Annotated in this window: 19 protein-coding genes; 7 read left to right on the forward strand and 12 right to left on the reverse strand. The window is 58.1% G+C overall.

The window, feature by feature from the left end:
- Positions 1–36 precede the first annotated feature (36 nt).
- The gene (locus EDC14_RS22765) at positions 37–318 is read left to right on the forward strand and encodes a ferritin-like domain-containing protein (RefSeq protein WP_243663082.1); all 282 of its coding nucleotides are present in this window, start codon (positions 37–39) and stop codon (positions 316–318) included.
- Positions 319–329: 11 nt separating this feature from the next.
- Positions 330–680: a spore coat protein gene (locus EDC14_RS22770; RefSeq protein WP_132016753.1), complete on the forward strand. Its 351-nt coding sequence runs from the start codon at positions 330–332 to the stop codon at positions 678–680.
- A gap of 45 nt (positions 681–725) precedes the next feature.
- On the opposite strand, the gene EDC14_RS22775 is transcribed toward EDC14_RS22770, so the two are convergent.
- Together EDC14_RS22775 and lpxA are read right to left on the reverse strand one after the other, a co-directional pair.
- Positions 726–1,436 carry a class I SAM-dependent methyltransferase gene (locus EDC14_RS22775; protein WP_132016755.1) on the reverse strand — a complete coding sequence of 237 codons (711 nt, stop codon included), beginning with the start codon at positions 1,434–1,436 and terminating at the stop codon, positions 726–728.
- 96 nt (positions 1,437–1,532) lie between these two features.
- On the reverse strand, positions 1,533–2,315 hold the full coding sequence (gene lpxA / locus EDC14_RS22780; protein WP_132016757.1) for an acyl-ACP--UDP-N-acetylglucosamine O-acyltransferase: 783 nt from the start codon (positions 2,313–2,315) through the stop codon (positions 1,533–1,535).
- 509 nt (positions 2,316–2,824) lie between these two features.
- Between lpxA and EDC14_RS22785 the strand changes: the two genes are divergently transcribed.
- The 3 genes from EDC14_RS22785 (at position 2,825) to EDC14_RS22795 (ending at position 7,377) form a co-directional block, all read left to right on the forward strand.
- Entirely contained in the window at positions 2,825–3,280 is a 456-nt protein-coding gene (locus EDC14_RS22785; RefSeq protein WP_132016759.1) for a hypothetical protein, read from the forward strand.
- Positions 3,281–3,726: 446 nt separating this feature from the next.
- Positions 3,727–5,508 (forward strand): ABC transporter ATP-binding protein, encoded by a 1,782-nt coding sequence (locus EDC14_RS22790; RefSeq protein WP_165908246.1) that lies wholly within the window; start codon positions 3,727–3,729, stop codon positions 5,506–5,508.
- Positions 5,509–5,556: 48 nt separating this feature from the next.
- The gene (locus EDC14_RS22795; RefSeq protein ID WP_165908247.1) at positions 5,557–7,377 is read left to right on the forward strand and encodes an ABC transporter ATP-binding protein; all 1,821 of its coding nucleotides are present in this window, start codon (positions 5,557–5,559) and stop codon (positions 7,375–7,377) included.
- Between the two features lie 139 nt (positions 7,378–7,516).
- Here EDC14_RS22795 and EDC14_RS22800 read toward each other — a convergent pair whose 3' ends face one another.
- From EDC14_RS22800 to EDC14_RS22810, 3 genes are all read right to left on the reverse strand, one after another.
- Positions 7,517–8,260: a hypothetical protein gene (locus EDC14_RS22800; RefSeq protein ID WP_132016765.1), complete on the reverse strand. Its 744-nt coding sequence runs from the start codon at positions 8,258–8,260 to the stop codon at positions 7,517–7,519.
- A gap of 119 nt (positions 8,261–8,379) precedes the next feature.
- The gene (locus tag EDC14_RS22805) at positions 8,380–9,777 is read right to left on the reverse strand and encodes a sensor histidine kinase (RefSeq protein ID WP_132016767.1); all 1,398 of its coding nucleotides are present in this window, start codon (positions 9,775–9,777) and stop codon (positions 8,380–8,382) included.
- Positions 9,774–10,442 carry a response regulator transcription factor gene (locus EDC14_RS22810; RefSeq protein WP_132016769.1) on the reverse strand — a complete coding sequence of 223 codons (669 nt, stop codon included), beginning with the start codon at positions 10,440–10,442 and terminating at the stop codon, positions 9,774–9,776. Before EDC14_RS22810 ends, EDC14_RS22805 begins: the two co-directional genes overlap by 4 nt.
- Positions 10,443–10,826: 384 nt before the next feature.
- Between EDC14_RS22810 and EDC14_RS22815 the strand changes: the two genes are divergently transcribed.
- On the forward strand, positions 10,827–11,198 hold the full coding sequence (locus EDC14_RS22815) for a hypothetical protein (protein WP_132016771.1): 372 nt from the start codon (positions 10,827–10,829) through the stop codon (positions 11,196–11,198).
- Between the two features lie 494 nt (positions 11,199–11,692).
- Here EDC14_RS22815 and EDC14_RS22820 read toward each other — a convergent pair whose 3' ends face one another.
- The 7 genes from EDC14_RS22820 to EDC14_RS22845 form a co-directional block, all read right to left on the reverse strand.
- On the reverse strand, positions 11,693–13,291 hold the full coding sequence (locus tag EDC14_RS22820; RefSeq protein ID WP_132016773.1) for a response regulator: 1,599 nt from the start codon (positions 13,289–13,291) through the stop codon (positions 11,693–11,695).
- Complete coding sequence (locus EDC14_RS22825; RefSeq protein ID WP_165908248.1) at positions 13,263–15,125, reverse strand: cache domain-containing sensor histidine kinase; 1,863 nt, start codon at positions 15,123–15,125, stop codon at positions 13,263–13,265. Before EDC14_RS22825 ends, EDC14_RS22820 begins: the two co-directional genes overlap by 29 nt.
- A gap of 78 nt (positions 15,126–15,203) precedes the next feature.
- Positions 15,204–15,842 (reverse strand): lactate utilization protein, encoded by a 639-nt coding sequence (locus tag EDC14_RS22830; RefSeq protein ID WP_132016777.1) that lies wholly within the window; start codon positions 15,840–15,842, stop codon positions 15,204–15,206.
- Positions 15,843–15,953: 111 nt separating this feature from the next.
- The gene (locus EDC14_RS22835) at positions 15,954–17,099 is read right to left on the reverse strand and encodes a glycoside hydrolase family 88 protein (protein ID WP_165908249.1); all 1,146 of its coding nucleotides are present in this window, start codon (positions 17,097–17,099) and stop codon (positions 15,954–15,956) included.
- Positions 17,100–17,125: 26 nt separating this feature from the next.
- Positions 17,126–17,950, reverse strand: a complete 825-nt coding sequence (locus EDC14_RS27085; protein WP_207930776.1) for a carbohydrate ABC transporter permease — start codon at positions 17,948–17,950, stop codon at positions 17,126–17,128.
- Positions 17,951–18,835, reverse strand: coding sequence for a carbohydrate ABC transporter permease (locus EDC14_RS27090; RefSeq protein WP_207930777.1), 885 nt, complete (start codon positions 18,833–18,835; stop codon positions 17,951–17,953).
- An 81-nt stretch (positions 18,836–18,916) separates the two neighbouring features.
- Positions 18,917–20,200, reverse strand: a complete 1,284-nt coding sequence (locus tag EDC14_RS22845) for an ABC transporter substrate-binding protein (protein WP_132016781.1) — start codon at positions 20,198–20,200, stop codon at positions 18,917–18,919.
- Between the two features lie 230 nt (positions 20,201–20,430).
- On the opposite strand from EDC14_RS22845, the gene EDC14_RS22850 reads away from it, so the two are divergent.
- Positions 20,431–21,366, forward strand: a complete 936-nt coding sequence (locus EDC14_RS22850) for a bifunctional helix-turn-helix transcriptional regulator/GNAT family N-acetyltransferase (RefSeq protein WP_132016783.1) — start codon at positions 20,431–20,433, stop codon at positions 21,364–21,366.
- Positions 21,367–21,765: the final 399 nt, after the last annotated feature.

Raw genomic sequence — 21,765 nt, forward strand, 5'->3', positions numbered from 1 at the left:
TTACTCCCAGGAAAGTTTTCCAAAGGAGCGAAACCGATGAACCAGCCGTCCAACAATCAACAAAATACCGGGACCTATGAGCCGGCCAACCGGATGAGCCAGCCGCCCCCGGTGATCACCGCCAAGGATCTGGCCTATTTGAAGGACGCCATGTCCTGGGAGCTGCTGGCGACCAAGAAGTGCCGGATGTACGCGGCATTTGCCAACGATCCGGCCATCCGGAACCAGCTCGACCAGACCGGCCAATTGCACCAGAACCATTACGAGCAGCTGTTGCAGTTGGTGATGGCCAATCCCAATCAACATTATCCGCAGTAAGGAGGCGCGCCATGAATCAACCGAACCAACCCAATCCCAATGTCATCAAAAATCCCCAAACCGGGCAGTTGCCCCAGGTTAAAGGGCCGGAGATGAACGAGCGGGATTTCCTCAACGATATGCTGGCCACTGAGAAATATCTGACCGACAACTTCAATATCCTGGCCCGCGAGGCCAGCCATCAATCCTTGAACGGGGAGGCTTTGCGGATCCTCAACGAAACGCATCAGGCCGCCCGGACTCTTTTTAACCTGATGTTTGAGAAAGGCTGGTACCAGCTGACGGCCGCCTCACCGCAGGAGATCAGCCAGACTGGAACCCAATTTCAAAACTACCGTTCCCAGGAACCCTATCATTCGTAAAAAAGCGGGGGCGGCCGCCGGCCGTCCCCGCCATGATTGCCATCGCTACAGAGTGCCAACCGCCACATAGGCGAAGCTGTCCGGGCTCCAAGGCGCGCGGTCGAAATCGCCGAATTCATCGGTCAGCATCAGCCCCGCGGTTCGCAACAGCTCCTGGAGCCCGGCCCGGGTCAATGGATAGAGCGGCACCTGATTCTGATAGCTCCGGCCCTCGCAGGTCAGACGGGTCTTAAACAGAATCTCGCGGTTGGACCGGAATTCATACTCGCGGACCAAGGAGACTCCGTCCGCTCTTTCGATCGTCGGCAAGGCGGTGATCCGCTTGGCGAGAATCCGGTCATAATTCAGGATCTGAATGACCCAGCGGCCTCCCGGCGCCAGCAGTTTCCGCCATTCGGCCAGCGCCGCTCCGATGGCGGCCGGACCGTCCAGATGGACCAGGGAATTGCCAATGCAATACCAGCCCTTGAAGTCCGTCCCGATGGCCGGCCGGCTCATGTCCTGAACCAGCAAGCGCGGGTTGGAGCGGCCCCCCGCTTTTTCGGACCCCGTCCGGACCATCCCGTCCGCGAGATCGATCCCCGTGACTTCGTAACCGGACCCGGCCAGGGCCAGGGCGTAACCTCCGGTGCCGCAGGCCAGATCGGCGAGGCGCCCCGGCGGCGGGCCGAAGCTCTCCTGCAAAAACCGGACCGTCTCCGGATCGGCCGGAAAAATCCGGTCGTAACAAAAGGCGAAATCTTCATAAAATCCCATGGGGCGACACTCCTTACCACGTCGGCGCGATCAAATGCTGCACCGTGACTCATATTATCTTTCCCCGCGCCGCCCGGATAATCCTTTTTCCCGGCGTCAGTGAACGATTCCCCGCGCGGCGCCGCGCAGAAACTCCAACAAATGGTCAATTTCACGATCATGCGGTATCTCCCGATCGATCTGGCGGATGGCTTCGGCGAGCGGCTGGCCGGCGCGGAACAGCATCCGGTAAGCGCACTTCAGGGCCGAAGCCGCCTGCTGCGTCATTCCGTAACGTTCCAGGCCCACCTTATTCAGTCCGTAGGCCGTCGCCGGATTCCCATCCACCAGCACAAACGGCGGGACATCATGGAAGACCGCCGAATTGTGGCCGATCATCGCCAGCTCCCCCACGCGGCAGCCGCCGGCCACCGTCGACAGCCCGCCGATCCGCGAGCGGTCTTCCATGATCACTCCCGCGCCCAACTGGACATGACTGGTGATGATCACGCCGTCGCCGATGACGCAGTCCGGTCCGACCTGGGCATAGGCCATGATCAGGTTCCCCCGGCCGATGGTCGTCGCCCGCCCGCCGCTGCCGCCGCAGATCCGGACCTGTTCCCTAAAGGTATTCCGCTCGCCGATCCGCAGAACCGGACCGTCCGTATCGCTGGCGAACTCGTCCAAAGCGCCTCCGATAAAGCTGCCTTGTCCGACCCGGGTTCCCCGGCCGATGGAAGTATGTCCCGCGATAATGGCATGAGGCCCAATAACGCAATCGTCGCCGATGGTTACATGCTCATGGATCTCCGAATACGGTCCGATGGTGACGTTTTTGCCGATACGGGCATTCGGATGAAGGATCGCCCGCGGCGATACGGGTTCGGTTGCAATATTCATGAAGTGTTACCCCCAAAACGGAATGATCATATTATCCGCCGAGCGGGCGGAAAATTGGCGGATGAAAACCGGGCGCCTGAGCCGGTTTCCCGGATGCCAGCCCAATTAGCGCCATTTTCAAGCATAAGACGGCGTATTTTTTAATTCTTATTTATAAAGGTTGCAATCAGTTTCCGATACATCCGGAACGAATTGCGACCGATTCCTTGATTCATGCGATGAGCTATATCCGCTCGAGGCCAAGATGGATCGGAGCCAGGGGGTAGCGGTTAATATCCCCTTGTCACTAAAAGTTCGGCATCGATAAATACCGGCAGAAATCAGATGATTCCCGCTATGATCCCGCTTCTCAGCCGCTCCTCCGGCTCCTTCCCCGGCGAGGCAGGCGATTCCTTTCAGGCCTTTTCCATCCGCCGCGTTAGGAATGAATATGGCCAAAAAAAGCATAATAGAATTGCTTTTTGATTGGCCGGCAATCAAGCAATCCTTTGCAAAAGGAAGTATTCAGATTGATTCGCGATAAAATTGTCTTGGGAGGATTGGTTGGGGTTTTCGGCAAGCTTGCCATGGACATCTTTCAGCTTCCCATGTGGAAGATGAAGCTCGTTAAACATCCGTTGGCGCATTACGCGGGGAGCTTGCTCTTGGACGTTGGCACCATCCATCATACTTTGTTCGGGTCGGCCGTCAGCTTCATGGCGGATTATATTTATGGGATATTTTTGGGGATCATCTTTGTTTATTTCGTTTACTGCACCGGCAAACGCCATTTGATCTTCAAAGGGTTGATTTTCGGGGCTTTTCTATGGCTTTTCTCCTTCGGGGTGATCCGTTCCCTGCCCATCGTGAAACTGCGGGAAGCCGTTCCCGGCAGCGCACTCTATCAGCTTTTTTTCCATTTGGTATTCGGCCTGGGTTTGGGGATCTCCGTTAAGCTCCTGAGTCAACGCCGCTGGATAGAATGACTGAGGGAAAGAGCGAGATGGGGGATGCCGTCGCTTCCGCAGAACGAAAATTTCCGGTTTCAATCTCCGCGCCGCCGCCACGGCCTCCCGATGCAACCACCAATGGGAAGTTTCGCAACTGGTAAAAGCGAAATGGCCGCCAAATTGTCGTTAGTGGTGATCAGCCCGAGACTGGGCCGATCCCGATCCGCTGGATGAAGCTTGCAAGGAGCACGATTTCGCATGGCGTCGCGGATATCGTATAAAACTACGCTCAGCCGGCCGCCGCTCCGCTTCGCCAATCAGGATCTCGTTCCTTAATCACCAAATTGTTACTTCATGACGAAAGGGATGCTTCCCGGAGCTTTCCGCAACTGTGAATATTTAACAATTCCGTAAACAGGATTTAGGCGAATCCCGGCATATCTTTTATACCAGAGTCTGCTCGCCAGGGGATGGATTGGGTTTTGATCAAGACCTTCAAACGCTTGTATCCGTATTTTCGCCCGTACCGGTGGTTGTTCTGGACGGGCTTTGTCTTTATGGTCATTCAGAACAGCCTGATGTATGTGATCCCCTGGGGCGTCGGCTATATCTGGGACCACGTACTGCCGGTCCTCGGCAAGCGTCCCGGCGGCTTCCGGCTCCTCGCCGTCTGGTGCGGCCTGTTGCTGCTGGCCGGGATCCTGCGGGCGGTCTTTGTGTTTCTGATGATCTACCAGTTCTGGTCCACCGGCACCAAGGTTGTCCGCGACCTGCGCAATCAGCTCTACCACAAGCTGCAGACGCTGCCGTTCCGCTTCTACAACGCGGCCCGCACCGGCGATTTGATGTCCCGCTTGACCCTCGATATTGAGCTGATCCGCAATTTTTTCGCCTTCAATCTGGAACACCGCTTCCAGATCATCATGTACTTCAGCATCGTGACGGTGCTGCTGCTGCTCACCGACTGGCAGCTGGCCCTCCTCTGCCTGGGCATTACCGCCCTGATCGTGCCGGTGCTGCTCAATTTCAGCGGCAAGATGCGGACCGCCGTCATGGAACGGCAGGTTCAGGCGGGGATCTTGAATGCCAGGGTCCAGGAGAATGTCACCGGAATCCGGGTGGTCAAAGCCTTCGCCATGGAAGCGGCCGAGATTCTCAAGTTCCAACGCGAAAACCGCGCCATGCTGGCCAAGAATCTCAGGGTCACCGGGCTCCAGGCGCAGCTGTTTCCGTTTTTGTTCCTCTGCAATAGCCTGGGCGCGGCGGCGGTTCTGTGGTACGGCGGAACCCGGGTGATGGCGGGCCAAATGTCCCTGGGGCAGCTGGTGAGTTTCGTTTTTTACCTGGGGATGCTGGGCTGGCCGCTGATGCTGTTGGCGCCCAACACCAATCAGCTCCGCCAGGCCGAAGGGGCGGTCCGGCGGCTCTCCGAACTGTTCGAGCAAACAGCGGAGATCGCCTCGCCGGAGGACGGCGGCATCATCCTGCCGCAACTCCAGGGCCGACTGGAACTGGAGGGGATTTCGTTCGGCTATGGCGCGCCGGATTCCGGGGAATGGTCGCCGATCCTGAAAGATCTCCACCTGACGGTGCTCCCCGGCGAGAAGGCGGCGATCATCGGCTTGACCGGCTCCGGCAAGACCACTCTGGTGAACCTGATTCCGCGCTTCTACGATCCGCAGGCCGGGACGATCCGGGTGGACGGCGTGGAACTGAAACAGTTGAACCTGGAATGGTGGCGCCGGCAGATCGGCCTGGTGCTTCAGGAGACCTTTTTATTCTCGGCCACCATCTACGATAACATCGCCTTCGGCCGGCCCGAGGCCACCCTGGCCGAGGTGCGGGAGGCGGCGCGCGCCGCCCGGATCGACGACTTCATCGCCGGGCTCCCCGAGGGTTACCAGACCGTCGTCGGCGAACGGGGGGTCGGCCTGTCGGGCGGACAGCGGCAACGGGTGGCCATTGCCCGGGCGATCCTGTTGGACCCGAAACTGCTGATCCTCGATGATTCCACCTCCAGCGTCGATGTAGAGACCGAGCGGGAGATCCAGGCGTCGCTGGGACAATTGATGTCCGGCCGGACCACCATCATCATCACCCAGCGGCTCACTACCGCCCAACTGGCCGACCGGGTCATCATCCTCGACCGCGGCGGAATCCGGGCCCAGGGCAGCCACGAGGATCTGTTGAACCAGGACCCGCTCTACCAGGATCTCTACCGGATTCAATCCCTGGCCGAAGATCTGCCGCAGGAGAGTGCCTGAGCCGTTGTCAATTTTGAACCATTTGAACGTGACAAAAGAGGGATGACCGTGCCAACCCCCAACCCAACCGCCCCGGAACCCATCAAGCGGGGCTTGATCGTGCTCTCCGAGGAAGAGGAGCGCGACGACAGGCGGCCGTTTGACCGGCGGCTGTTAGCGCGAACCCTCGTCTATCTGAAGCCGTACCGTTGGAAAATCTTCGGAATGGCCGCGGCGGCGCTGGTGGCCATCGGCGCCGCCCTGCTCCTGCCGTACCTTTTGGGACTGGGCATCGACCATTCTATCGCCAAACACGATCCGGCGGGATTGGCCCGGATCGCGCTGCTCTATATCGGAGTATCGCTCCTGCAATACGGCGGGCTGCTCTGCCAGGGCAAACTGATCAATAGCATCGGGCAACGGGCGATCTTCGATATCCGCCGCGACCTGTTCGAGCGGATTCAGAGTCTCTCGGCCAGCTTCTTCGACCGGCAGAAAGCGGGCCGGATCATGATCCGGGTCACCAACGACGTCAGCTCGCTGGAGGAGTTATTGACCTCCGGGGTCAGCACGGCCTTTGCCGATTCCATCACCCTGGTGGGCCTACTGGGAATGATGCTCTGGGTCGACTGGCGGATGGCGCTGATCGTGCTGTTCATCCTGCCGCCCACCCTCTGGGTGGTGGTCTTGGTGCGCAACCGGATGCTGGCGGTGGCGCGGCGGATGCGCCGCAAGCTGTCGGCGGTCAATTCCAATTTGAACGAGTCGTTGATGGGGATCCGGGTCACCCAGGCCTTCTCCAGGGAGCGGGAGAATATGCGGCTGTTCGGCCTCATCAACCAGGAAAACTACCGGGCCGGGATGGATTTTGTGCCCTTGAACGCTTTTTTCTGGCCGGCCATGGGATTTCTGAATGTGGTCGGCACCATCGCCGTCCTCGGCCTGGGCGGACTGCTCTTCCAACAGGGCTGGGTCACCCTGGGGGTGATCGCCGCCTTTACCAATTACATCAACCGCTTCTTCCAACCGATCCAGAATATCAGCAATCTCTTCAATGTGGTCAGCAACGCGATGGCCTCCTGCGAACGCATCTTTGAACTCATGGATTACCAGGCGGAGGTGGGGGACCCGGCCCAACCGCTGGCCCTGGGGAAGCTTCGCGGCCAAGTCCAGTTCAAACAGGTCGACTTCGGATATCAGGGCGGGGAACTGGTGTTGGAGAAATTCAATCTGGACGTCGCGCCGGGCGAGGTGATCGCGGTCGTCGGGCCGACCGGGGCCGGGAAGAGCACCATCATCAATCTGTTGACCCGGTTTTACGACCCGCTCTCCGGCGCGGTCTGCGTGGACGGAATCGATCTGCGCCGGGTCTGCCAGGCCGACTACAGGCGCCAGATCGCGGCGGTGCTCCAGGATACGTTCATCTTTTCGGGAACCATCGCCGAAAACATCCGCTACGGGAAACCCGAGGCGAAGATGGCGGAGGTCATCGCGGCCGCCCGGGCGGTGGGGGTGCATGAGTATATCCTGTCCTTGCCGCAAGGGTATGACAGTGAAGTCCAGGAGCGCGGCAGCAGCCTGTCGGTGGGCCAGCGCCAGCTGATCTCCTTCGCCCGGGCGCTGATCCGCGACCCCCGGATCCTCATTCTGGACGAGGCCACTTCCAGCATTGACACCCAGACCGAGCGGGAACTGCAAGCCGCCCTGGCCACGCTGCTGCGGGGCAGGACCGCTTTTGTCATCGCCCACCGCTTGTCGACCATTCAAAACGCCGACCGGATCATCGTCATCCAGGACGGGCGGCTGGTCGAGGCGGGGCCCCACGCCGAACTGCTCCGGCTGGGCGGCATCTACGCCCGGCTCTGCGAGGAACAGTACCGGGCCGGCTAAGCCGCCGCATAACGGGGCCGCGCTTCGCTCCGTCCCCAACGCGGCTCCGCTGGTCCTTCATCCGGATTCGACAGCACGGCAAGCAGCGCATTACCACGAGGATGCAGCCCGCCGCCTTCCGTTTCGTGCCAATCATCGGCTATCCTTCGGCTTCCGAGTACTTCACCCGGGTCTCGCTGGTGAGTTTGGCGGCGGCCGCGCGCTTGGTCTTCAGCGCGGCTTCGCTGTGAATCAGCGCCGGCAGATAATAGCCCTTGAGGCTTTTTTGAAAATCGATGGTCATTTTGAAACTCTGGACTCTTTCGTTCGGTTTGCCGTGGACTTGCACCCGGACGAAATCATACTCGGCCTGGTCGATATATAAGTAGGCCTCGTTGAACTTGCTGGAACCGCTGGGGGTGTATTTCAGCTTAAAGACCGGAATGCCGCGGATCTCCTCCGTTCCTTCCCAGGAGAGCCGATTGCCGGCGGCGTCTCCCTGCGCCCCCGCCAAACTCCGGTCGATCAATTCCGCCGCTTCGGCATGGTCACTGCCGCCGCTCATCCGATCTTTGAACCGGTTGTATTGGGACTCCGAGATGGTCCTGCCGTTGACGCTGCCTTTGACAAACTGTTCCGCCGTCTTTCGGTGGCCTTCATAGGTCACCCGCCGCTCGACGGCGAGCTTGAAATCCCGCCGGCCCGAGCCTTGGGTGGTGGTCATCATATTGGCCTGGTACTTGCCCAGCTGTTCCCCTTTGGCTTGGACCCTCCGGACCAGCGACTCGATGAGGGCCTCCTTGGACGGGACATTCCCGGCCGCGAGGATGAGGCCCGGCGCCAAACTGACCAACAAGCATAAGGCCAGTGTCCAAAGGTGTTTCTTCTCATTCCGCATCCGCATCGTAATACCTCCGCTTTTTTGAATTGGAGGAATTGGACCGTCCAATCCCTTCCGCATCTCCGAGTCTAACTCATCTTTGTGGCACCAATATGTCAAACCCGCCGGCCATGGCATCTTTCTCATTCGACAGCCGGAAGCCGCAGCATAAAAACGCTTCCTTTGCCTTTGGCGCTTTGAACGTTGACGGAGCCGCCCATCGCCTCCACCAGGCCGCGGCAGATGAACAGCCCCAAGCCGCTGCCCCCCGTATCGCTGCCGCGCGATTTGTCGGTACGGTAAAACCGCTCCCAGATCAGGGGCAGTTCCGCCTCGGCGATCCCTTCGCCATGGTCGCGAATGTTGATCTGGACCATGGGCTCATCCTCCAGCACCGCGATCTCGATGGGCGCCCCCGGCGGCGAATAACGAATGGCGTTGCTCAACAAGTTGTCCAAGACTTGCTCCAGCCGGGACGGGTCGGCCAGAACCCGGCGTCGGGCGGCGCCAATCCGGATCGTAAGCGCCAGTTGTTTCTCCTTGATCAGGGCTTCGAGCTTCTCCGCCTCCCGCTTCAGCAGCGCTTCCAGATCGACCGGTTCGGCCCGGACCGCGATCTGTCCCGCCTCCAGCCGCGCCGTCTCCAGCAACTCGTGGACCAGCCGCGACATATGGTCGGATTCCCGCAGAATATTCTGGAGGTAACGCTGCAGCTCCCGCGGCGTGGCGGCGATCCCGTCCAGGAGGGCTTCGGTGGTCGCCTTGATACAACTCAACGGAGTCTTCAAGTCATGCGAGACATGGGTGAAAAACTCGCTCTGGCTCTTCTGATGGTGAACGATGGCCTCGGCCATCGCGTTGAAGTTCCTGCCCAATTGGCCCAACTCGTCAGGGCCCGTGGTCCGGGTGCGGCGCTGATAGTCGCCGGCCGCAAAGCCCGCCGCCGCCGCGGCGATATCCGCGATCGAGCGCGTAATCTTCCGCGCCAGGAGCACCCCCAAAAGGAGCGCGACGGTCAGCCCCACCCCGAACTGGAAGATATAAAACCGGAAGAGCCATTTCAAGACCCCCCGCCGCAACGAGGGGAGGGAATAATAGGCGATCAGCTTCCCGCGGCCGTTCCGCAACGCCACCGGCGTGGCCACCGTCAGCCCGTCGCCCTGGGAAGTTGCGGCAAAGTACAGCCGCTGGCGAATCTTCCGCCACGGCCGGGTCGCCTGAGGAAGGCGGACCTCCTGGGGGGGCCTCGTTCCGCCGATCACCCGGCCGGCGAAGTCTTCCAGCCACAGTCTTCCGCCCAGGGCCTGGCTGGCCAATTGCCACTCGCGGCCCGGCGGGATCGCCCCGGCCTTCAGCCGCGGCTCAAAAAGGTCGGCCAGCCTGACAATGCGCGCCCGCAATTCGACCTGCCGCTGCTGCAAGTTGCCGTGATAGACATGGTATAGGAAGTAAAAGACCATCCCCGCCAGCGACAATGCCATGAAAAGAATGATCGTCAGATGGCTGAACAGCTGCTGATAAAAGATGGAGCGCCGCTTCATTCCGGTTCCGCCTCAAATTTATAGCCCTTGCCCCGGACCGTCACGATATAATGGCCGGCGGCGCCCAGCTTGTGCCGGACCCGTTTGATGGTGGTATCCACCGTGCGATCATCTCCTTCAAAATCATAACCCCAGATATTGGCGACCAGTTTCTCCCGGGTGAAGATGGTCCGGGGATAGCGCGCCATCAAATGGAGCAGCGCGAACTCCTTGGCCGAAAGCTCCACCGCTTCCCCCCGGACGGTGATGGTTTGCGCCCCCGGCTCGATCGTCAGCTCCGGGAAACGCATGACCCCGGATGACGCCAGTTTGCCGGTTCGCCGCAGCGCCACCAGCACCCTGGCGACCAGTTCCTTGGGGCTGAAGGGCTTGGTCACGTAGTCGTCCGCGCCGAGGTTGAATCCGGTCAGTTTCTCATGCTCCTGCCCCAAGGCGGTCAGAAAAATCACGGGCACAATGCGGGCCATTGCCTTGGCCACTTCCCAGCCGGAAAGGCCCGGCATCATGACGTCCAGGATCAGCAGGTCCGGCGTGTGCAGGGTCTCCATCTCCAGTGCCTGATCGCCATCGGCGGCTTCGAGGACCTGGAACCCCTCCCGCGCCAGATACCAGCCCACAATCTCGCGGATGTCCCTTTGGTCGTCGGCGATTAAGATTTTGATCATCCGGTTCTCCCCTTCGCGGCTTGGCCTTATTGGTATTGTAAGCACTAAAACTTGATGATATCACGGGTTTATGGCATGAATATGGCACGGGTTTCCGCTGCCCTAAAGTCTCCGCCCGGCTCCCGGGCGAGGAACCGTCGCGCCAGGCCGTCGACCCATTACCCTTTTGATGATATAGGGGATTTTTTGAGGCATAGCAATGGCTCAATATGGAAGGCCCCCAGAGTTATTCGCTGATGACCGCCCAGCGTGGAAGTCCGGTCCGGCCCCCGCAGATAAAACAATGTTTGATCCACTTCAAAGCCTTGTGGTTTCCCCTTTAAGGGGCAAGGGGTCGCGCTTCGCCTTTTTCAGCCTTTCGTTTGTCCCAACTTTGTTGGGGGGGTGGCTTATTCCCAAAAAGAGCTTGCCGAGCGACTGAGCAAGCTCTCTCATTCACAAAACCAGCTTGCTTATCCACAAAAAGAGCTTGCCGAGCGACTGAGCAAGCTCGCTTATTCACAAAACCAGCTTGCTTATCCACAAAAAGAGCTTGCCGAACGACTGAGCAAGCTCTCTCATTCACAAAACCAGCTTACTTATCCACAAAAAGAGCTTGCCGAACGACTGAGCAAGCTCTCTCATTCACAAAACCAGCTTGCTCATCCACAAAAAGAGCTTGCCGAACGACTGAGCAAGCTCGCTCATTCACAAAAAGAGCTTATTGAGCGATTGAAAGAACTCTTTTTCCACAAAGAGCGCTCGCCCAACGACTGAGCGAGCTCTCTTAATCACAAAACAAGCTCTCTAATGATTATCAAGTTCGCTCCGCTCACTCACGGAAGGGATTGAAGGAAAGTCACGATGCCGATGGTCCTAACTCTCGGCTTTGCGGCTGATGTCCATCCATGGACGCCGCAAGCTTAAGCCTTCCTGGCTCCGGCTTCCTGAATCGGGCAATGTCATCAAACAATAATCCCATATCTTGGGATTCAGTTTCAACGGTGCCTACGATGTAGACGATATGCGAGCCAACCGGGGCATGAATGCCCCGGCTACAAGATGGAAGTCCGAGCCAGGACGGCTAAAAGCAAGCACCCAGGGATGGCAGTACGCGCAGCCACTTCCCTGGCTAATTTTCAGCAGAATATTTTATCCCGTTTTTTAGGGCCTTTCAAGGTCCTTTCGTCTTGTAGCCGGGTGATTTATCGCCCGGTCGGCGTTCAATTTCGTCAGCTAAATTTTTCTACGATAGCTTGTGACATTGCCCCTTACCCCCGGTTCAAGTCCCGCTTATATTCCAGCGGGTTCTTGCCGTAATATTTCTTGAACATCTCGCTGAAATGCTTGGCGTCGTTGAAGCCGACCTCGGCGGCGATCTCGTAGGTCTTGGCCCCGGAGGTCAGCAAAATCCGCAAGGCCTGCTCCATCCGGACCCGCAATAGAAAATCTTTGAAATTCTCCCCAGTGTGCTTCTTAAAGAACGCGCTGAAATAATTGGGGTTCATGAAAGCGATGGCGGCGGCGGTCTCCAGGGTGATATTTTCCCGATAATGGGCGGCGATATAGTCCTTCACTTTTCTGAGGTCAGCGGTTTCCCAGCTTTTCAGCGCCGCCGCCAGCTGCCCGGGGAGGCCCTGAATATACCCGGCCGCCCGCGCGGCCAGTTGGGCAAAGGTTTCCGAGTCGCCCAACTCTTTTAAAATGTCAGGGCCGTCAGGAGCGAGCGGGCCGGCAGCCAGACCGAACCGGGACAACTCCAGCTGGACCTGGCCGACGAGCGACAGGTAATAGCCGATGGCCGCCGCGCGGTCGCCGGCGGCCAGGGAACGGATGATCGTCTGCAGCCGGGCCAGGCAGCCGGCGCCAGCCTCCGTTTCATGGGACAGCAAACTGTCGATGAGCTTCTTTTGTTCCGGATACAGATCGTCGCTCCGATGGCGGGCCGGTTCGCTTGCTTCCGGGAGCGTGGGGTCCGCGCCAAAGAAAATTTTTTGCGCCAGATCCGCCAGCGCCGTTTGGCAGGAATGGGCGATCCCCGCCAGTTCCGGGACGCTTTCTCCGCGGCCCACGACGATCCCGGCGGCGGTCCGGCCGTAGACCGCGTCTTTCAGCGCAGCGGCGGTCCCTAGGGCCGCCGCCTGGCCCAATCCCGGCGCGTGATGGAATAGAATCACCGCCAGCTGGTTGCCGCGTTCCAGGGTCACCCCGCTGTTTGCCGCGCTCACTTGTTGCTCGATGAGGTTGAAAACCGCGTATTTGAGCAGCTGCTCCTCCGGAGTCAAAGCGGCCTGGCGCCCCAAGCGTTCGATGGCGATGACCAGAACGGTGTAACCCGGACAATCGGCCGCAATGCCGCAGACCTGATAATCAGCGGCCGGCGCGGGAGGCTGGCCGTCGAGCAGCCCTTCCACCAGGCTCCGTTGGAGCAGCTTCCGCCGTTCCGATTCATAACTCAACAGCCGGTCGCGGTTGGCCGCGGCCTCGCTCTCCCGGTCGATCAGGGCGATGGCCTTGCGCAGCGTCCGTTCCAGCTGCTCTTTGGCGATCGGTTTCAAGATATAGTCCAGGGCGCCAAAGGCCAAGGCATCCTTGGCATAGCTGAAGTCCTGGTAGCCACTGAGGAAGATGACCTTGGTGCGCAGCCGGCGCTCGGTGATCAGCTTCAGGAGTTCGATCCCGGTCTTGCCGGGCATGCAGATATCCGAGATAAAGATATCGGGTTCTTCCGCCAGCAGCAGCCGCTCCGCCCCGTTGCCGTCGGAAGCCTCGCCCGCCAGCTCCATACCCAGGCTCCCCCAGTCCACCAACTTGCGCAAGCCGCGGACGATCAGCGGCTCATCATCGGCCAGCAATACTTTGACCGGCATCTTCCGTCACCTCGCTGATAATCGGCATGACCAACCGGACCACCGTTCCGATCCGTTCCTGGCTGGCGACGGTCAGGCCATAGCCGGCGCCGAAATTCAACCGCAAACGGTCATGGACATTCTTGAGGCCAATCTGCTTCCAGCCTTCGGCGGTGCGTTCGCCCATCCGTTCGCTGGCGAGCAACTCATGGAGCCGGGCCAGCTGGGCCGGGCTCATGCCGACCCCGTCGTCAAATACGCTGATGGTCAGCGTCTCATCGCGAATCTCCCCGCTAATCAGCACCTTGCCCGGCCCGTCCTTGGGCTTGATCCCGTGCAGCACCGCGTTCTCGACCACCGGCTGCAGGCTCAGTTTTAAGATCCCCAACTCCAGCAATTCCGGAGGCAGGTTCAGTTCCAGGCCGATCTTGTCTTCATAACGGATCTTGATCAGCCGGAAGTAATTTTGGATCATCGCGACCTCCTGCCGCAAGGTGACCATCTCCCGGTTAAACCCGATGGTGTATTGCAACTGGACCGAGAGCGAGTGGATCATCTCCCCGACGGTTGCGGCGCCGTTGTCGATGGCGCACATCCGGATCACTTCCAGGGTGTTGTATAAGAAGTGCGGCCGGATCTGGGTCTTCAAAGCTTCCAGCTCGGCCTCTTTCTGTTTGATCTGCGCCAGGTAGGATTTGCCGATGTAATCCTGCAACTCCCCGACCATCTGGTTAAAGCCCGCCGCCAACTGGCCGATCTCATCTTCCGAACGGACGGCCACCCGGGCGGTCAGATCGCCTTTTTCCACCCGGCGCATCTGCCCCATCAATTTGCGGACCGGAACCGCGAAACCCTTGGAGAAGGCCAGGGAGAGCAGGACCAACGCGGCGCTGCAAGCCAGGATCATCAGGCCGATCGAATTGCGGACCGCATTGACTCTTTTAAAAACATCCTTCCGGGACAACCGGCCGATCACCGTCCAGTTGCCCAGCGGGACCTGTTGGAAAATGAAATAAGCGTCCCGGTCACGGATGATGCCGGCCGCTTCCTCGCCGGTAAAGAGCCGGCGCTTCTTGAGGAACCAGTTCAACTGGAGGCCGATCTGCCGTTGATCGTTGCTATAGATGCAATAGCCCTGATCGTCCACCACGGCCACCGGGCTGTTCTCGCCCAGGTTCAGGCGGCGAAAGACCGCTTCGAAGCCGTCCAAATCGACATCGAGCAGCAGGGTCCCCAGGATCCGGGGGTGGTTGAAGTCGGTCAGTTCGTAATAATTCCGGGCAAAGGTGATCACCCGGTTGCGGGAACGGACGAAGTACGCCTCCGGGTGCGGCGGGAGAATCTTCAGCCGCTTGCCGCTGGCGAGGATCGCCTGCAGCTGGTCCCGGGTATTGAAGTTGTAATCGCTGTCAAACTGTTTCGAAGACTTGGAGGTATAGTAGGTCCGCAGGTTGGCGTCGATAAAGATTACATTTTGGATATGGGCGTCGGTATCCAGCACATACCGGACGAAGTCGTTCATCAGCTGGGTGGATTGAAAAGAGAGCATGGCACCCGGCCGGGCGTTGACGGCCGTCTGCAACAACTTCTCCAGCCCGCCGTTCCGCCCGGAATTATAGGAGTAAAGCAGTTTGGTGATGTTATTGTAATCGGCCACCATCTTCTCCAGGCTCTGGCCGGCGAACCCCAGCAGCTGCCGGCTGTCGTCCATGGTGGATTGCTCGATGTGCCGGGAGAAGGCCCCGATCGCGATATAACTGAAACAAAGCAGCGGAATCAGGCCCACCGCGATAAAGGCCAGGGTGAACTTTAAAAAGATGCTCTTGATGAACAACGGATTCCTTTGCAGTCTCATCCCGGCCATCCCCTTTTGCCTTTCCAGTCGGCAATGCGAAAGGCCTTTGCTTGGCCCCGGGAGTTTATCCCGGGGCTTTTAAAAACCGACCTCTTCCGCCACCATGATCACGGAGATCCGGCCCGCGAATTTCATGCCGTGGTTGATAATACCGATCGCATTGCAAACCCGGGCCGGGATCTGGCAGTCCATGCAGACACCCGTCTCGACGCAGGGCGTCTGGTGGCCATTGCGCAAGGCGTTCATCGGCGCGATCTGCTTCAGCCGTTTGAAGGCCCCGGCCAGATCGTCCACCACTTTATTGGCGCCGGCCACCACGATCACCCGGCGCGGCCCGAAGATCATGCCGGCCACCCGGTTGCCGGAACTGTCCACGTTGACCAGTTCGCCCTGCCGGGTGAGGGCATTGGTCCCGGTCACCAGAAAGTCCGCCAGCAGCGACTGGCGGTAGATCTCGACAATCTCCTCGAAAGGGCGGTCCTGGTAACGGTCGAAGAAGCGGTAATTGCCGTGGCGCAAGATATCGACCAAGCCCATGGCGCTCAAGGTCTCCGAGCCGCCCACCGCGACGCTGGACCCCTCCGGGATCATCGCCAGCACCATTTTTAAAGCTTCATCCAAGTCTTCGGCGTAATGGGCGTCGTAACATTTCTGCCGCAATACTTCGACCATCGCCTCGGCGGTGCGGCGGCATTGCCATTTGCGAAATTTGTTCATCATAGTCCTCACGCGCTACTTTTATTTTTCTCCGAGTCCCATCTTCGCCAAATCGCCGGTTTTACCTTCGAAAATTTGTAAAAGAAAAGGCAGATTTGCTTTCCAGCCCGATCACCAGTAACCTTTCACGCCATGAACCTTCCTGGCCAGCGCTTCCATGAAAAAGTAATCCCCCCAGCTGGTATAGGCGTAGCGGCCTTTCCCGCTGCCGTCGCCGATCTGGCCCCGCTTCAACAGGCCGGGACAGCTCGCGTCGCTATCTAAGTATTCCGGGGCGCATAGTCTGGTCAGGATCTGCTCCGCCGGCCGCGCCAAGGAGGTATCGGCCGGATCGTGCTTCAATAATTCATAAAAAGCGCAGACGGCGACCGCCGCGGCCGAGGAATCGCGCAGCGGCGGTTCTCCCGGCCGAAGCCGGAAATCCCACACCGGAACCCATTCGGCATCGAGACATCCCAAGAATTTGGCCGCCAGTTTCCGGGCAGTTTCCAGGTAACGGAGGTCCCCGGTATATCCGTAGGCCAATGCGAAACCGTAGATCGCCCAGGCGGTGCCGCGCGCCCAATGGGATTCTACTCCATACCCGCAATAATTGGCGCCGCCCACCGCCGCTCCGGTCCGGGGGTCGAAGCGGTAAGCATGGTAAACGGAGGCGTCATCCCGGATCAAAAAACGCAAGGCGGTATCGGCATGCTTTACCGCGATATCGCGATAAAAGCGGTATCCGGTCGCAGCCGCGGCCCAGAAAAGCAACGGCAGGTTCATCAGGCAATCGATGATGGCCAGCCCGGCGTATTCGCCGTCTTCCTCGTCCATCCGGCCCCAGGCCCGGATGTATCCACCGGCCAGATCGAAGCGCCTGGCCAGTTCATCGGCTGCCCGCAATGCGGTGTGACGGTGGCGCCGATCGCCGGTCAGCCGGAACAGCGCCACCGAATACAGCACGTATAGAAAACCCAGATCGTGCATGGTATCCATGCCGTGCTCAGCGAGTTTCCTTTCGTAGCTTTCGGCCAACCGGTACAGCTGTTGCAGGAAAAAGGGGTCGCGCGAAGTCTCAAAGGCCAAGGCCGCCATTCCCGTGAAGAAGGAGGTCGTCCAGTTGCCAATCTCGTAAAACCCCTCCGGATTTTGGAAATAGTCTCCGTCCACCGCCCAGGCGAAGGACTTAACCGCATCCGCCATCCGGGGCAGATTGGCCCGGATCTTGGCCACACAAAGTTCATAGGCCTGCTGGTAGGATAGTGTTTGCTCCATCGGCTTCCCTCCCAAGTAAAATTGAGTCATCCTTTGACCGTCCCGGCGGTGATCCCTTTGACGAAATACTGCTGCAGCGCGACGAAGGCGATCAGCACCGGGATGATCGAACAGAACGTCCCGGCGAAGACTACGTCCCAGCGGCTGGCATACTGATCCACGAAGGCGAAGATCTCCACATTCACCGTCTTGGCCTGGCTGGAGGGCAGTACCAGCATCGGCATTAAGAAATCATTCCAGATGCTCATCCCGTTTAAGATGATCAGACTGGCCGTACACGGCGTAAGCAGCGGAAAGACGATCTTCCAAAAGGTCTGCAAGGTATTGCAGCCGTCGATCACCGCCGCTTCCTCCACCTCTTTGGGGATCCCCTTGATAAAGCTGGCATAGAGCAAGGTGCCGAAGGGAATCGAACCCGCCACATAGATGACGATCGGCCCGGCCATGTTCCCGAAGAGTCCCAAAACTTTCAACTGCCGGAAGAGCGGAATCATATAGGCTTGAAACGGGATCATCATCCCGGCGATGAAATAGATGTAAATCAAGCCGCTGAAGCGCACTTTCTTCCTTTCCAAGACATACGCGGCGATCGGGATGACCAGGATGATCAGGGCGATCGAAGTCAGGGTCAGGAAGGAGCTGCGCAAAAAGGCCGCCGGATAGCGCGTGTGTTCCCACAGATAAACAAAATTGTCCCATCGTAACCCTGTCGGCAGGGCGACCGGGTCCCGCATGATCTCGCCGTTGCTTTTAAACGCCGAAATCAGGCTGAAATACACCGGGAAGAAGGATAGGACCGCCAGCAATAAGCCGACGACCGTTAAACCCAGTCCTGATTCGCTTTTTTTCATTTATAGCTCAATCTCCCTCTTGCGCAGGATGTTGATCTGGATCGTGGCCAGGATCAGGATCAGGACGAAGAGGACGATGGCGATGGCAGTGCCATAGCCCTGTTTGAAATCGGCGAAGGCCACTTTGTAAATGATGTAGGTCAGCGTCTCGCTGGCGAAGCCGGGCCCGCCGTCGGTCATCACGGCGATCTGGTCGAACACCTTCAGTCCTTGGATCAGCGCCAGCGTAAGGTTGATGGTCACCGCGCCCGCCAGCATCGGATAGGTAATCCGCCAGAACTGCTGGAAGCGGTTGGCTCCGTCGATCCTGGCCGCCTCCGTCAACTCCTGGGGCACTCCCTGGAGCGCCGCCAGATAGATCACCATGTAGTAGCCGGCCCATTGCCAGGTCAGGGTGAGCATGATCGAGAACAGGGCGGATTCGGGCCGCCCCAGCCAGTCGACTTTCAAAAACTCCAAGTGCCAGGCGGCAAGCAGGCTATTGATCACCCCAAAGTTGTAGTTGTACATGATCGTCCAGATAAAACCGACGATAATCCCGCTCAACAGCACCGGGATGTAGAACGCGCTCCGCAGCAAACTCTTGAAGTACTTAACCCGGTCCACCAGCACCGCCAGCAGCAGGGCCAGCAGATTCTCAGCGACGGTGACCACCGCGGTCAGCAGCAAGGTGTTTTTCAAAGCATTGAAGAAACGGGGATCTTGAAACATCATCGCGAAGTTGTCCAGGCCGATGAATTTCATTTGGGGACTCAGCCCGTCCCAGGAGGTCAGGCTGTAATAGATGCTGGACAGCGCCGGGCAGATTAAAAAGCCGGTATAGAGGAGCAAAGCCGGTAAGATCACCAGATAAGCCATTGTATCGAAACGCATTTTTTCTTTCATGGGCCACCTCTGAATCGGAACCTCCCGGCGGATTGGGCCGGGAGGTTCGTTTGCCTTTGATTGGGTTGACGTTCAAAAAAGTTATTTCTTGGCGGGGTTGAAGTCCTTGACTTCATTGGCCCACTCGGCATCCATCTTCTTGAGCCCTTCCTCGACGCTGTACATGTTCAGGGACATCTCCTGAATCAGCTTGTAAGTGTAGTTCCGGAAAGCCGGCGGCAGTTCGTTCATGCCGGTGCCGTTATTCCAGTTCAATCCCTTGGGATATTTGGAGCCGGTGTAGTATTGGAAGACCTCTTTCATGTTCGGAGTCATCTTCCAGGTGACTTTGGCCTTGGTGGTCGGGAAGGCGTTCATGTTCTTCAGGAAATAAGCGTATTGCCTTTTGGAGAAGAAGAACTTAATAAACTGGGCGCCTGCCTTGTATTTGGCTGGCTCCTTGGCGCATTCGGCCGAGAGCGCCCAGCCTTGCGAGGTCGGCCCGCCCATGATGTTGAATTTGCCCTTGGCATCGGGGATGAAGAACCAGCCGTATTCGAAGCTGGGATCGGCATCCTGCAGCTGCTTGAATACGTTGGTGCCAAAATAATACATCGCCGCCTTGCCGCTGATCAGGATCGCCGGGCACTGGCTCTCCGAAGTGCTCATGTAACCGGGCTCGACATAGCCTTTTTTGAAGAGGTCGATCAAGCCGTTCATGGCCTTGGCGAAATCCGGGTCGGTGAATTTGACTTTCCCGGCGTAACGGTCGGCGATCCAGTTGGGATTCTTGATCCCGATCTCATCCAGCCAGTACTTGCTGAACCAAAAACCGATGTGCCAGATGTCTTTCATGCCGATCACCAACGGCGCGACGCCCTTGGCCTTGATCTTCTCGCACAACTGCAGAAACTCGCCATAGGTCTTGGGTTCGGTGAAACCGTTTTGCTTGAAGAACTTCTTGTTATACATGATCCCCGAGGTATTAAGGCCGACCATCGGCGCGGTATAAACCGTTCCATATACCGGGATCGTGGTCGTGAAGAGGTTCGCGATATCCCGGGGCAGCGGCGCCAATTTGCCGGCCCGGACAAACAACGCGGTATCCCGCATCTCGACCACGTCGGGAAACTCGCCTACCGAATCCTTCACCTTCAGAAAATCGGTGTACGCTCCGGAACCGGAAGGGAACTCCTCGATCTTGATATGGGGGTTGGCTTTCATGAAAGCGGTCACAATATCATGAATCAACTGTTTGGTTAAGGGATCGCCTCCGGCGTAAGACATGGTGAGTTTGACTTCTTTCGGCGCCGCCAGCGTCCACCCGGCGGCGAGACTCAGCGCCAGCGCGCAAACAATCAACAGCGACATGAGTTTCCTGACCATACGATCTCCTCCCTTAATTCGATTTTTTAATGGATTGTAATCCGATTGTAACAAAGGCCCCTCAATAGATGAAGGGAGATTCTTCAGGAAATGGTCGGCTTTTTACAGGAGTCGCTTATACCGGCATCGGCGGTTTAAAATTTTAGTTGACTTTGTCAAATAAATTAGTTGATTTTGTCAATTAAATGAATTATAATCAGCTTACGATACCGTTGGAAGGAGCGATGAGGATGGACTCCATCGGCCAACCGTTGATCCGGGCCGTCCGCCGGTTTAACCGGTTCTATACCAATATTCTCGGTCTTTTGGATCAGCATTTGCCGGACAGCGAATTTTCGCTGCCCGAAGCCCGTGTCTTATATGAAATTGGGCATACCGAGAACTGCACCGCCAAAAACTTAAGCGAGGAACTCCGGATTGACCCCGGCTATTTGAGCAGGATGGTCAAACACTTTGAAAAGCGGGGCCTTACATACAGGGTCCAGTCGGCCAAGGACGGCCGGCAATATTATCTCTACCTGACGGAACAAGGCCAGGATATCCTGGCCAAACTGGGCCGGCTGTCCGACGGGCAGATCGACCGGATGCTCAACCGCTTGCCTGACCACGACCGGAAAAGACTGGTTGAGGGGATGCAAACCATCGAAGACTTGCTATCAACGGGACCGGAACTTCCCAGGGACCGGGTGATCATCCGCAGTGAACTGAAACCGGGAGACATCGGTGCTCTGATTCACCTCCATGGCTGGATTTACGCTGAGGAATGCGGATACAACCATGTGTTTGAGGGCTATGTCTGCAAGACTTTCTATCATTTTCTGGAGAACTATCATCCGGAGCGGGACCGGGTGTGGTTTGCCGAAGCCGATGGAACCATGATCGGGGCTATCGCCATCGTCGGGCATTCGGCGGAGAAGGCCCAGTTGCGATGGTTTATCCTACATCCGCAATACCGGGGCATCGGCCTGGGCGGCAAGCTGCTGCAGGAAGCCCTCCAATATTGCAGGGAGAAGGGGTTTCGGACCGTATTCCTGGAGACCACCGCGGATCAACAGACCGCGATCCGCATGTACCGGAAAGCGGGATTCCAAAAAGTGGCCGAGCATCCCAACCATAGCTGGGGAAAAGAACTGGTCGAGCAGACCTTCGAGTTGGTTTTGCCCTGATGATGAGAAATGGCGGCTTGGCCGGGAGATAAGCGGATAAGAAGCGTTGCACTGGAGCCGTTAAACCCTGAAAGCCCGGCTGATCCGGTATGCTATTATTATTCTCCCGCAGCGGCGCAGAGACGCAGTGAAAAGATTCAAGCGACGATTGATTTTATATCGAAACTCTGCGCCTTTGCGTCTCCGCGGGAGGTATTCTTTTGGTTCTCAATCTTTATGAAACGACCGGCGCCTGGGAATGAAGGACTGTTTTAATAATGGCTGTTTCGGCATGCCATTTTGATTCTCCCGCAGCGGCGCGGAGGCGCAGTGAAAAGATTCAAGCGACGATTGATTTTATATCGAAACTCTGCGCCTTTGCGCCTCCGCGGGAGGTATTCTTTTGGTTCTCAATCTTTT

This window comes from Hydrogenispora ethanolica (assembly GCF_004340685.1).
GTDB classification, from domain to species: domain Bacteria; phylum Bacillota; class UBA4882; order UBA8346; family UBA8346; genus Hydrogenispora; species Hydrogenispora ethanolica.